Source organism: Ochrobactrum sp. A-1 (assembly GCF_022488005.1).
GTDB lineage: Bacteria > Pseudomonadota > Alphaproteobacteria > Rhizobiales > Rhizobiaceae > Brucella.
The window spans coordinates 1,135,602-1,147,447 of record NZ_JAKVQC010000003.1 but is presented as its reverse complement, the minus strand read 5'-3'; the positions used below and the strand labels follow the sequence as shown (position 1 = coordinate 1,147,447).

Genomic DNA, 11,846 nt, shown 5'->3' with positions numbered 1-11,846 from the left:
ACAAGAGCTATCGGCTTATTACGTAAACGTCAATATTATGCAGCGGCTTCACAGCCATTTGTATGGAGGTAAACAAACTAGTGGTCTGATTCCGACATTTGCATCCTCGGATATGAGCGCTGAGCAAATGTCGGAAGCAAAAAGACTACTAGTAACTTTATGAATCTAGTGGATTTTTCGAATTTGACGTTTGAAACGGGATTAATATCGAACGGGTATCAATCGTCAAATTCAATCCATTAGGCATCATCCGCCTGTAAGGACCGAAACTTGGCCGCGGCAGATTGCTGTCGAGGCTATTTCTTGTCGGCTTGGTTTTCCCGTTCCACGGCACGCCAACCGATATCGGAGCGGTAGAAACCTTCCGGCCAGTCGATGAGCTTCACGGCTTCATAAGCGCGGGCCTGTGCCTCGGCGACCGTATCGGCAATGGCGGTGATGTTGAGCACGCGGCCTCCGCTGGCAACGATGCTGCCGTCCTTCTCCGCCGTTCCCGCATGGAAGAGCTTGACGCCATCGATGCCTTCGAGCTTGTCGAGATCGCGGATGACGCTGCCCTTCTTCACATTGGACGGATAGCCTTCCGCAGCCATCACCACCGTCAGCGCGGGCTGGTCTTTCCAATCGAGCGAGACTTCATCGAGCTTGCCGTCCACGGCGGCATTGATGAGCGCGAGCAGGTCGCTGTTGAGGCGCATCATCAGCACCTGGCATTCCGGATCACCGAAACGGGTATTGTATTCGATGAGCTTCGGGCCGTCCTTGCCGATCATCAGGCCGAGAAACAGAATGCCGGAAAATGGTGCGCCGATTTCCGCCATGCCGCGCATGGTCGGTTCGATCACTTCGCGCATCGTTCGTTCGACAATTTCCGGCGTCATGACCGGAGCAGGGGCATAGGCGCCCATGCCGCCCGTATTCGGGCCGGTGTCGCCGTCGCCGACGCGCTTGTGGTCCTGCGCCGAGCCGAGCGGCAAGGCGGTCTTGCCATCGCAGATGCAGAAGAAGCTTGCTTCTTCGCCGTCCAGAAATTCTTCGACCACCACTTCGGCCCCCGCGGAACCGAAAGCGCCCTCGAAACAGGCGTCTACGGCGTCGAGCGCTTCATCGAGCGTCATCGCAACAACCACGCCCTTGCCTGCGGCCAGACCGTCAGCCTTCACCACGATGGGCGCGCCCTGCTGGCGGATATAGGCCTTGGCTTTCGGCGCATTGTTGAAACGGCCATAGGCCCCGGTCGGAATATCGAAGCGGGCGCAGAGATCCTTGGTGAAACCCTTGGAGCCTTCCAGCTGGGCTGCCGCCTTGGAGGGGCCAAAGACGCGGATGTTTTCGGCGCGCAGATCGTCGGCAAGTCCTGCAACCAGCGGCGCTTCCGGTCCGACTATGACCAGATCGATGGCCTTATCCTTGGCGAAGGCAATGACGGCCTTGTGGTCGCTGACATCGATATCGACCAGCTCGGCGGCTTCCGCGATGCCCGGATTGCCAGGCGCGCAATAGAGTTTTGTCAGTGACGGAGAAGCGGACAGTTTCCAGGCCAGAGCATGTTCACGACCGCCAGAACCGATTAAAAGAACTCTCATTGCTTGCTCCGTCTTCGTCGGGGTTATAGTGGTGGCTGCATATATCAAGGATTTCGCCATGTCACAGCCCGAACTACACGGATCGATTCAGTCACGCAATGCGCAAGGGCGTGTAAAGGATGCTCCATCGGGCCATTGGGTCTATAAGCTGCTGCCGCATTGGCTCTGGCCCTATGCACAGCTCGCCCGGTGGGATCGTCCGATTGGCTGGCAGCTTCTGCTCTGGCCGTGCTGGTGGTCGGCAGCTCTGGTGGCGGGTGCGGGCGCCAAGCCGGGCGATGGCGCCTGGGCCGTCATGCCTTCGATCTGGCATCTCGTTCTGTTTCTGGTCGGCGCCATTGCCATGCGTGGCTCCGGCTGCACCTATAACGATCTTGTCGATCAGGATATTGACGACAAGGTGGATCGCACGCGTTCAAGGCCACTGCCGTCGGGGCAGGTGACACGTGGTCAAGCCAAGATTTTTCTGGTTTTGCAGGCGCTGGTCGGTCTCGTTGTGGTGCTGCAGTTCAACTGGTTTTCCATCGGGCTGGGCATTTTCTCGCTTCTGATTGTTGCTGCCTATCCTTTCATGAAGCGCATTACCAACTGGCCGCAATTCGTGCTTGGTCTTGCTTTCTCATGGGGCGCACTCATGGGCTGGGCTGCGGTGGAAGGCTCGCTCAGCCTTGCACCGGTACTGCTCTATATCGGTGCGATCCTCTGGACGATCGGCTATGACACGATCTATGCGCATCAGGACAAGGAAGACGATGCGCTGGTGGGTGTGCGCTCGACGGCGCGTCTGTTCGGCAAGCATACCAAGACGGCGTTGATGATCCTCTATGGTGGCGCTATCGGCTTTTTTGCGGCGGCCTTCGCCGTGGCTGAGGTGCCAATGCCAGCACTGGCCGGATTGCTCGCAGCGGGCGTGCACCTCTACCGCCAGATCATCGTCTTGGATATCGACAATCCCGACCAGTGCCTGAAACTGTTCAAATCCAACAATATCGTAGGCTGGCTGATTTTCCTTGGGCTTGTTGTCGGGAGCCTGTGGGTAGCGGTCAAGCCGCTGGTATAAATAAGAAGGCCACCAGAAACGGTGGCCTTCTTTTTATCGGATTACGGATAGAGCCGTTCCTTGTTCCAGTCGCCTTCCGGCGAGGGACGTGTGAACAGCACGCGGTCATGCAGGCGGAAGGCCCTGTCATGCCAGAATTCGATCGAGACTGGGCGAATACGGAAACCCGACCAGTAGGACGGGCGTGGAATGTCGCCGATGGCATATTTTGCGGTATATTCCGCAACGGCCTTTTCCAGCGCGAAGCGGCTTTCCAGCGGACGTGACTGCTTGGATGCCCATGCGCCGATGCGGCTGCCGCGCGGGCGCGAGGCGTAATAGGCATCGGCCTCGGCATTGCTTACTTTCTCCACCACGCCGCGCACGCGCACCTGACGGCGCAGCGTCTTCCAATGGAAGCACATCGCGGCCTTTTCCGCTGACAGGATTTCCTTGCCCTTGGTGCTTTCATAATTGGTGTAGAAAACGAACCCCTGTTCGTCGAAATCCTTCAGCAGCACCATGCGCACATTGGGCAAGCCATCGGGATCGACGGTTGCCAGTGCGACCGCGTTGGGATCGTTCGGTTCGCTTTCTTTGGCGTCGACCAGCCAATCGGCAAAGAGTTTGAATGGTTGGGAGGATTCGGTGAAGTCGTCGCTTGCGTTTGTCATTTTGGATAATTCAACAGCCTGTCGCAATTTTGCGGATCGTCCTGCAGGGGAGTCCCCGCCAAAGAAACCCCAAATGGGGCGGGTCGGGAGGGAGCTTCTTCGATAACCGGCATTTTGTCCATGGTCTTGCCGGGATGTGTCGTCGCAGGGCTCGACATAGCTTTACTTGACGGGCAACTTCTTGTAGGGCGCCGGTCAAGGTAGGGGCTATGCCAAAACTCGATTTTCTGACGCTTTATATTGTGATTCTCTTAAATTCGCTGACGGTCTGCATCATCTGGACCGCTATCGCCTTCTCCTATCGCAAGTTCCGGCCCGCCAGAATCTGGCTTCTTTCGACGACGCTTCTGCTGGTCGGAGGCTTCGTTCTTTCGCTGCAAGGTAATGAGGGCGCATTCTGGCCTGCGGTCACCGGCAACACCATCATCATTTACGGATTCTGCCTGGCATATGTCGGTGCACGTTATTTCCATGGCCAGAAAGGCGGCTGGCGGCTGGCCTTGGGCATATCGCTTGCAAGCTTCGCCGTCATGGCGGCTTTTCATTCGAGTTGGCAGGGACGCAACATAGCCTATGCGGTGGGGCAGTCAGTGCCTATGGTCATGACTGTTGTTTATCTGGCCCGGCAGAAGAATATCGGCCTTGGCGGCCAGATTGCCATCATGGCATTTCTGCTGGGTATAGTCGGACATGCTATCGAGACGTCGCTGAACATTGCCGCATGGGCGGGAGAATTCGACCAGTCGCTTTATTTTTCCATCGAAAGTTATGCGCTGGTCTGTGTGATCTATAGCGGCATGATCTGGAATTTCGGCTTCATTGTCATGGCAATGAACCGCCTGCATGGCGATATGGCCAAGGTGGCGGAAACCGACGAACTGACCGGGCTTCCAAACCGTCGCCATTTCATGAAAAGGCTGACGCGGGCGGAACTTGCATTCAGCGAAGACGGTACAGCCTATAGCGTCATGCTGATCGACATAGACGATTTCAAGCAATGGAACGACACCTATGGCCATGCGCTGGGCGATCAGGCGCTCGTGCATTTTTCCGATGTGGCGGTCGATGTCCTCAACCGGCGCGGTGTGCTGGCGCGCCTTGGCGGGGATGAGTTTTCCATTCTGCTGACAAAGATGGACGAGCAGGAAGCGACGGAAATCGCTCGCGATGTCGTCAGGGCGATTAATGATGCGCCACTTGTGTTCAATGGACAGAAACTCGTCATAACGGTGAGCATAGGTATCGCCAGCGAGGAGCGCGATAATGAAACGAGTGACCTCGACGTTTTTGCCCGCGCCGATCTTGCGCTCTACAAGGTGAAACAGGCAGGCCGGAACGGCTATGCGACCCGCACCAAAACGGTGAATGCGTCGCGTTCACCTCTCCTTGAACGGCAGCTGGTCACCGATTGAGTGGGCTCTGTCGATCAGGATGCAGAAAACCGGAAACATCGTTTGACGGCTGAATAAAGTACGGAGTTGGGCGTTGTGCTCTGATTCCGATTTGTTTACCTTTCCGGCACACCGCTTGTTAACTCAAGTTCACCCATAATCCCTGCATCTTTAGCGTGTAGAAATAAGGGAATAGCGTTGGCTGTCGAGACGCTTCGCCATAAAGACAATCTCTGGAGCCTGAGCTGTGGCGCAAATGCGCTGCACAAGGTGGCGATTGGCATCTGCGTCTTCTCGCTTGCCGGTTGCGCCATGGGTGGTGTGAGCATCGAAAAAGCTGCTCCCGATTCTTCCACGATCACCGGATCAGTAATGCAGCCTCAGCCGGTGGAAACCGATACCGGCAAGCTTTCCGATCAATCCGCTATAAAGAACGTTGTTTCCGCTCTCAATTTCATGGAATGGGGCAAAAAGCCTGTACCATGGGCCAACCCTGAGACAGGCAGCCAGGGCACGATCACGACGATTGCCGAGAACAGCAAGAACAATCAGCTTTGCCGCGAGTTCGAAACCTCGCGGGAAGCTTTTGACGGTGTTTCCATCTACCGCGGCGAAACCTGCATGCAGCGTGGCGGCCAATGGACGGTGACTTCTTTCGCTCCAATCTGAGTGCCTGATCCAAAATGCGCTGAAAAGAAAACTCTGGTTTGACTGGAACTTTTCCGGTCACATGCGCATATTATGGGCAACGAGTCTTACTTATCTCACAGTCATTTTCCTGAAAGAGGAACTATATGCGCGATCCCTATAGCGTGTTGGGCGTCGCCAAAACGGCGAAGCCCGAGGAAATAAAATCGGCTTTCCGCAAACTGGCCAAAAAGCACCATCCGGATCAGAACAAGGACGATCCGAAGGCGCAGGAGCACTTTGCAGAACTGAACCAGGCCTATGAAGTTCTGGGCGACAAGGACAAGCGCGGACAATTCGACCGCGGCGAGATCGATGCCGAAGGCAAGCCTACCTTTCAAGGTTTTACCGGCGGACAAGGCTTCGGCGGCGCTCATGGCGACCCGTTCGCCGGGTTCCGGCAGGGCGGCGACGGCAACAGTCATTTCGAGTTTCGATCCGGTCCAGGCGGTTTTCAGCAAGGCGGCGGCTATGGCGGCGCGGAAGACATTCTGAATGATCTTTTCGGAGGTGCATTCGGCGGCGGTGCGCGTGCGGGTGGCGCGCGTCAGCGCGGCCCGGCGAAGGGAGCCGACCTGTCCGCGTCCATTAATATCACGCTGGAACAAGCGGCCGGTGCGGAGAAGGTCGAGGCGATCTTTCCGAATGGCAAGCATCTGAAGATCAAATTGCCGAAATTCGTGGAAGATGGGCAGACCATTCGCCTGAAAGGGCAGGGCGAGCCGTTGATGGGTGGAACCGCCGGTGATGCTCTCGTCACGATCCACTTCAAGGCACATCCGCGATTTCGTCTGGAAGGGCGTGATGTCCATGTAGACCTGCCGATCGAACTTGCCGACGCCGTGCTTGGCGGCAAGCAGGAAGTCGAAACGCTCGACGGACGGATCGCGGTTAAAATACCGGCCTGGTCAAGCTCCGACCGCGTGCTGCGCCTGAAAGAAAAAGGCCTTCCGTTGAAAGCCGGCGGACGTGGCGATCTCTACGTGCATGTGCGGATCATGCTGCCGGAAGGCGGTGACAAGGAACTGGAAGAATTCCTGCAAAAGCGCAAAGTCGCTTAAGTTCCACTTCAATCGTTTGAAGCCGGGTGTTGTCTCTCTGCGGCAGTAAAGTGACAATGCCCGGCTTTTTCACTGCAATTGCTTGAAGGAGAGCCGAGCCTGTGCGATAGGGCAACAAGTTAATTGTTTTCAATGAGGACCCCTAATGACCGCACAGTCAGGTTTGTTGCAGGGCAAGCGTGGATTGATTCTGGGCGTCGCCAACAACCGCTCCATCGCATGGGGTATTGCAAAGGCCGCTCGCGATGCAGGCGCGGAGCTCGCATTTACCTATCAGGGCGATGCATTGAAGAAGCGTGTCGAACCGCTGGCAGAAGAGCTTGGCGCGTTTGTTGCCGGACATTGCGATGTAGCGGACGCCGCCAGTATCGATGCTGTTTTCGAGACGCTTGAAAAGAAGTGGGGCAAGCTCGACTTCCTAGTGCATGCTATCGGTTTTTCCGACAAGGACGAATTGACGGGCCGCTATCTCGATACGTCGGAAGCCAATTTCACCAACACGATGCTGATCTCAGTCTATTCGCTGACGGCGGTTGCGCGCCGGGCGGAAAAGCTGATGGCGGATGGCGGATCGATCCTGACGCTGACCTATTACGGCGCCGAAAAGGTCATGCCGAATTATAACGTCATGGGCGTGGCTAAGGCCGCTCTCGAAGCAAGCGTGAAATATCTGGCTGTCGATCTCGGGCCCCAGAACATTCGTGTCAACGCAATCTCGGCTGGCCCGATCAAGACGCTTGCCGCTTCAGGCATTGGCGACTTCCGCTACATCCTCAAGTGGAACGAATACAATGCGCCGCTGCGTCGTACCGTCACCATCGAGGAAGTGGGCGATGTCGGCCTCTATTTCCTTTCCGACTTGTCCCGTTCGGTGACCGGCGAAGTCCACCACGCGGATAGCGGCTATCATGTCATCGGCATGAAAGCGGTTGACGCTCCAGACATTTCGGTCGTGAAAGACTGAAGCATCGAAAACAAAATCCCGAAAAGTTGACCGGCTTTTCGGGATTTTTCTTTGTCTTTTCCGATGCGGGGAAGCTATCCAGATTATTCATTGACGGCAGATAGAGGTAGGGCTGTGGCTCGGGAAATCATCTACTTTTCGCGTCACGGCGAGACGGACTGGAATGTCTCGCAGCGTATTCAGGGGCAGCTTGATATCGACATCAACGATAATGGGCGCAGCCAGGCCGACCGCAATGGTGACATGCTGAAATCGCTGATCGGCAACGGCGCGGGCTTTGATTTCGTGGCAAGTCCGCTTCGTCGCACGCGTGAAACGATGGAGCGCATCCGCCTGCGCATGGGGCTCGACCCGTACGAATACCGCACCGATCCGCAGCTGATGGAAGTCAATTTCGGCGACTGGCAGGGCTTCATGATGGAAGACATCGCCAAAGAGCGCGAGGATCTTCTGGAAGCGCGCGCCCGCGACAAGTGGAATTTCGTGCCGCCGGGCACGACTGCCGAAAGCTATATGGGCCTGTCGCGCCGTATCGGGCGTTGGGTAGAAGCCGTGGAATGGCCGACAGTCTGCGTGACGCATGGCGGCTGCATCCGCACGCTGTTTTATCTTTATGGCGATATGGACGGCCATGCCGCTGCCAATCTTTCCATCCCACAGGACAAGATCCTGAAGTTCGCAAACGGCAAGCTGGAGTGGGTTTGATCCTGCAAATCAGTCTATAGTGATTGCGAACAGAACTTTGCCAGCTATGGAGGCGTTACATGCCCTTCGAACGTTTCGCGGTCATATCGGATATTCACGGTAACAGTGATGCGCTGGCTGCGGTGCTGGCCGATATCGATGCATTGCAAATCGAGACGATCATCAATCTCGGCGATCATCTGAGTGGCCCCTTAGCCGCGCGTGAGACCGCAGATATGCTGATGGCGCGGGAAATGATCTGCATTCGCGGCAATCATGATCGCTGGCTTGTGGAAAAGTCGCTCGCGGAGATGGGACCGTCGGATCGGGTCGCGCGCGAACAGCTTGATGACCGGCACATCGAATGGCTGCGCGCAATGCCTGCATCGCGCTCTCTGGCCGATGGACGTATATTCATCTGCCACGGAACCCCATCGAGCGATACCACCTACTGGATGGAGAAAGTTATCGCGAATGGTGATGTTGTTCTGCGGTCTCGGGTCGAGATCGAGGCGGAGGCCGAAGATATAGCGGCGTCTCTTATCATTTGCGGCCATACGCATACGCCGCGGGTCGTTCGTCTTGGGGACGGGCGAGTGCTGGTCAATCCGGGAAGCGTGGGTTGTCCCGGTTACGACGACGATCACCCGGTTCCGCATATTGTCCAGACCGGCAATCCCAATGCGTCCTATGCTGTCGTCGAACAGACCGGGGCCGGCTGGCAGATAACCCTGCGCAATGTTCCCTACGATACTGCACGGATGATCCAGATGGCAGAGAACAACGGTCGTGCCGAGTGGGCGCGTGTTGTCAGAAGCGGCTGGTTCCAGTCCAAATGAAAAGAGCGGCTTATGAGCCGCTCATTCTTCTGTAGGGGCGGTTCCGGGCTTACGGCGCTTCCTGAATGTCGGTGATGAAGCGCGTGCTGTCGACCATGTCATAGATGATGAGGACTTTCATGCCCTTGTTGATCGCGCTGTAATCGAACTCGCCGGGCAGCTTGTATGTCTGGCCGTCATCCAGCGTTATGGTTTCGCTATCCTTGTTGATACCGGTGATCTTGCCTTCGGCATCGTCTGCCATGGCTACCGTTGAGAAGAGCGACGCCACTATGAGAATTAATCCGACCAGATAATGCATGACTTTCCGTTCCTTTGGTTGTGCCTCGGGTTGGGTTGTCGCCTGACCGATTCGACACGATTGTCGTGATTGCGATTATCAGCGCCTTGCGCCGTATACCCACAGTTTAGCGTGCGGAATGTGTCAAAAAAAATGCCGGATATCGATCTTCAGAAGGAAATTTTACGTCACGGGGGAGCTTGATTTGACCAGCGTCAAAAAGCTAAATAAAACCGGGCCGTAAAGTAGCTGCTCTCTCCTTGACCTGCTCCGGACAAGGACAATTTATTCAGGCGTCGCGCATGTCTCACAATAGTTTCGGTCATCTGTTCCGCGTAACCACCTGGGGCGAAAGCCACGGTCTGGCGCTCGGTTGCGTTGTTGACGGCTGCCCGCCCGGCATCACGTTCACTGAAGCCGAAATTCAGGCCTATCTCGACAAGCGCAAACCCGGCCAGTCCAAATATACGACGCAGCGCCGTGAGCCGGATCAGGTGCGTGTGCTTTCCGGTTTTCTTCTGGACGACGACGGCGTAACCATGACGACGACCGGTACGCCGATTTCGATGATGATCGAGAACACCGATCAGCGCTCGAAGGATTATGGCGAGATTGCCCGCCAATATCGTCCGGGGCATGCCGATTATACCTATGATGTCAAATATGGGATTCGTGACTATCGCGGCGGCGGACGTTCGTCGGCGCGCGAAACAGCGGCCCGTGTTGCCGCCGGTGCCATTGCACGCAAGATCGTGCCGGGGCTTGAGGTCAAGGGCGCGCTGGTCGCCATGGGCGTGCACGGTATTGACCGCCGCCGCTGGAACTGGTCGGAAGTGGACAACAATCCGTTCTTTTCGCCGGATGCGGGTTCGGTCGAGCTGTTTGCAGACTATCTTGATGGGATTCGTAAGAGCGGGTCGTCGGTTGGCGCGGTCATCGAGATCGTTGCTGAAGGTGTGCCTGCTGGTATCGGAGCGCCGATCTACGGCAAGCTCGATCAGGATATTGCAAGCCTGCTGATGTCGATCAATGCTGTAAAGGGCGTGGAAATCGGCAACGGTTTCGAAGCTGCCCGTCTCACCGGCGAAGAGAACGCGGACGAAATGCGCATGGGCAATGACGGCAAGCCCCTGTTCCTGTCCAATCATGCCGGCGGCATCCTGGGCGGTATTGCAACCGGTGCGCCGGTTGTGGCGCGCTTTGCCGTCAAGCCGACCTCATCGATCCTGACACCGCGTCGCTCCATCGACAAGGACGGCAAGGAAGTGGATGTGATGACCAAGGGCCGTCACGATCCATGTGTGGGTATTCGCGCCGTTCCGATCGGTGAGGCGATGGTAGCTTGCGCGATTGCCGATCATTATCTGCGACACCGCGGCCAGACCGGTCGCGTCTGACTAACTTGGGGCCAAACTGGCCGCGTTTGATTGAATTGGGCCGGATTGGCCATATCTGACCGACGATAGGGCCGTTGGTTGCCTGACATATAGAGGTCGAAATGAGCTATAATCAAAAACAGGTCGTTGATGCGCTTCGCGCTTTCGAACGCGGCGAGATTGTCGTGGTCATGGATGATGACGGACGCGAGAACGAAGGCGACCTGATCGTTGCCGCCGTGCATTGCACGCCGGAAAAGATGGCCTTCATCGTACGCCACACATCCGGTATCGTCTGTACCCCGATGACCCGCGACGAAGCCAAGCGCCTCAACCTCGCACCGATGGTTGCCGAAAACGAATCCGCTCACACGACGGCATTCACTGTAACGGTTGATTATCGCCATGGCACGACGACCGGCATTTCGGCGGAAGATCGCACATTGACCGTGCGCAATCTGGCGAACCCCAATGCTGGCGCTTCGGACTTTGTGCGTCCCGGCCATATTTTCCCGCTGGTTGCCCGCGAAGGCGGCGTCTTGATGCGTTCCGGCCATACGGAAGCTGCTGTCGATCTCTGCAAGCTCGCAAACCTGCCGCCTATCGGCGTTATCTGCGAGCTGGTCAATGATGACGGTTCCGTCATGCGTGGCCCGGACGTGAAGGCCTTTGCCGAAAAGCACACGCTGCATCGGGTCACGGTCGCTGACCTCATAGCCTATCGCCAGCGCAAGGAAACTTTGGTCAAGCGCGTTGGCGACGCGCCGGTCAAGACCTGTGCAGGTGCGGCCCATGCCTATACTTACGAACTGCCATGGGAGCCCATGCAGCACGTGGCTGTCGTATTCGGCGATATTCGTGACGGCGAGGAAGTGCCGGTCCGCCTGCATCGCGAAGATGTGCTGAACGACGTCTTTGGTAAGGGTGGCAGCAATCTTGATGCCATCATGGAAAAGATGGGCAAGGAAGGTCGGGGCGTGCTGGTTTATCTGCGCGAAGGCTCTGTCGGCGTACGCGCGGATCATCACGACACACGCGCGCGCGATGTGATCCAGAGCGACCATGAAAGCCATGCCGAAGCGGTTGCCCGCGAGGAAGAATGGCGCCAGATCGGCCTCGGAGCGCAGATATTGAAGGATCTCGGCATCACGTCGATCGTGCTTCTGGCATCGCGTGAGCGTCACTATGTCGGCCTTGAAGGTTTCGGCATCCACATCGCGCGAACGGAAATCATCTAATCTCAATTCAGACGGAGCTGGCGCATG

The 11,846-nt window shown here is 56.7% G+C and carries 12 protein-coding genes; 9 read left to right on the top strand and 3 right to left on the bottom strand.

The features are described 5' to 3' along the window. Window positions 1–296 precede the first annotated feature (296 nt). A complete protein-coding gene (gene purD / locus MKS82_RS07355) occupies window positions 297–1,586 on the bottom strand; it encodes a phosphoribosylamine--glycine ligase (RefSeq protein ID WP_176037187.1) in 1,290 nt (429 codons plus the stop codon). A 58-nt stretch (window positions 1,587–1,644) separates the two neighbouring features. Between purD and ubiA the strand changes: the two genes are divergently transcribed. Next, complete coding sequence (ubiA, locus tag MKS82_RS07350) at window positions 1,645–2,646, top strand: 4-hydroxybenzoate octaprenyltransferase (protein WP_176037188.1); 1,002 nt, start codon at window positions 1,645–1,647, stop codon at window positions 2,644–2,646. Between the two features lie 41 nt (window positions 2,647–2,687). On the opposite strand, the gene pdxH is transcribed toward ubiA, so the two are convergent. After that, window positions 2,688–3,299 carry a pyridoxamine 5'-phosphate oxidase gene (gene pdxH / locus MKS82_RS07345; RefSeq protein ID WP_109986138.1) on the bottom strand — a complete coding sequence of 204 codons (612 nt, stop codon included), beginning with the start codon at window positions 3,297–3,299 and terminating at the stop codon, window positions 2,688–2,690. A gap of 209 nt (window positions 3,300–3,508) precedes the next feature. Between pdxH and MKS82_RS07340 the strand changes: the two genes are divergently transcribed. From MKS82_RS07340 to MKS82_RS07315, 6 genes are all read left to right on the top strand, one after another. Continuing rightward, window positions 3,509–4,711 (top strand): GGDEF domain-containing protein, encoded by a 1,203-nt coding sequence (locus MKS82_RS07340; RefSeq protein WP_240578581.1) that lies wholly within the window; start codon window positions 3,509–3,511, stop codon window positions 4,709–4,711. A 219-nt stretch (window positions 4,712–4,930) separates the two neighbouring features. Then, window positions 4,931–5,359, top strand: coding sequence for an RT0821/Lpp0805 family surface protein (locus tag MKS82_RS07335; RefSeq protein ID WP_235969096.1), 429 nt, complete (start codon window positions 4,931–4,933; stop codon window positions 5,357–5,359). A gap of 125 nt (window positions 5,360–5,484) precedes the next feature. Then, entirely contained in the window at window positions 5,485–6,438 is a 954-nt protein-coding gene (locus MKS82_RS07330) for a DnaJ C-terminal domain-containing protein (protein WP_176037190.1), read from the top strand. Window positions 6,439–6,583: 145 nt separating this feature from the next. Next, on the top strand, window positions 6,584–7,402 hold the full coding sequence (gene fabI, locus MKS82_RS07325) for an enoyl-ACP reductase FabI (RefSeq protein WP_176037191.1): 819 nt from the start codon (window positions 6,584–6,586) through the stop codon (window positions 7,400–7,402). A gap of 114 nt (window positions 7,403–7,516) precedes the next feature. Beyond that, window positions 7,517–8,107: a histidine phosphatase family protein gene (locus MKS82_RS07320; protein ID WP_176037192.1), complete on the top strand. Its 591-nt coding sequence runs from the start codon at window positions 7,517–7,519 to the stop codon at window positions 8,105–8,107. 59 nt (window positions 8,108–8,166) lie between these two features. Next, entirely contained in the window at window positions 8,167–8,925 is a 759-nt protein-coding gene (locus MKS82_RS07315) for a metallophosphoesterase family protein (RefSeq protein WP_176037193.1), read from the top strand. 49 nt (window positions 8,926–8,974) lie between these two features. On the opposite strand, the gene MKS82_RS07310 is transcribed toward MKS82_RS07315, so the two are convergent. Continuing rightward, window positions 8,975–9,226: a DUF1344 domain-containing protein gene (locus tag MKS82_RS07310; protein ID WP_010658359.1), complete on the bottom strand. Its 252-nt coding sequence runs from the start codon at window positions 9,224–9,226 to the stop codon at window positions 8,975–8,977. Between the two features lie 281 nt (window positions 9,227–9,507). Between MKS82_RS07310 and aroC the strand changes: the two genes are divergently transcribed. Next, on the top strand, window positions 9,508–10,602 hold the full coding sequence (aroC, locus tag MKS82_RS07305; protein WP_176037194.1) for a chorismate synthase: 1,095 nt from the start codon (window positions 9,508–9,510) through the stop codon (window positions 10,600–10,602). A 101-nt stretch (window positions 10,603–10,703) separates the two neighbouring features. Further along, window positions 10,704–11,819, top strand: a complete 1,116-nt coding sequence (gene ribB, locus MKS82_RS07300) for a 3,4-dihydroxy-2-butanone-4-phosphate synthase (RefSeq protein ID WP_109986144.1) — start codon at window positions 10,704–10,706, stop codon at window positions 11,817–11,819. Window positions 11,820–11,846 lie beyond the last annotated feature (27 nt).

Excerpts from the sequence above, each read along its gene's own strand:
- fabI (WP_176037191.1), top strand. The coding sequence starts at position 6,584 with ATGACCGCACAGTCAGGTTTGTTGCAGGGCAAGCGTGGATTGATTCTG.
- aroC (WP_176037194.1), top strand. The coding sequence starts at position 9,508 with ATGTCTCACAATAGTTTCGGTCATCTGTTCCGCGTAACCACCTGGGGC.
- purD (WP_176037187.1), bottom strand. The coding sequence starts at position 1,586 with ATGAGAGTTCTTTTAATCGGTTCTGGCGGTCGTGAACATGCTCTGGCC.
- MKS82_RS07340 (WP_240578581.1), top strand. The coding sequence starts at position 3,509 with ATGCCAAAACTCGATTTTCTGACGCTTTATATTGTGATTCTCTTAAAT.
- MKS82_RS07310 (WP_010658359.1), bottom strand. The coding sequence starts at position 9,226 with ATGCATTATCTGGTCGGATTAATTCTCATAGTGGCGTCGCTCTTCTCA.
- ubiA (WP_176037188.1), top strand. The coding sequence starts at position 1,645 with ATGTCACAGCCCGAACTACACGGATCGATTCAGTCACGCAATGCGCAA.
- ribB (WP_109986144.1), top strand. The coding sequence starts at position 10,704 with ATGAGCTATAATCAAAAACAGGTCGTTGATGCGCTTCGCGCTTTCGAA.
- pdxH (WP_109986138.1), bottom strand. The coding sequence starts at position 3,299 with ATGACAAACGCAAGCGACGACTTCACCGAATCCTCCCAACCATTCAAA.
- MKS82_RS07330 (WP_176037190.1), top strand. The coding sequence starts at position 5,485 with ATGCGCGATCCCTATAGCGTGTTGGGCGTCGCCAAAACGGCGAAGCCC.
- MKS82_RS07315 (WP_176037193.1), top strand. The coding sequence starts at position 8,167 with ATGCCCTTCGAACGTTTCGCGGTCATATCGGATATTCACGGTAACAGT.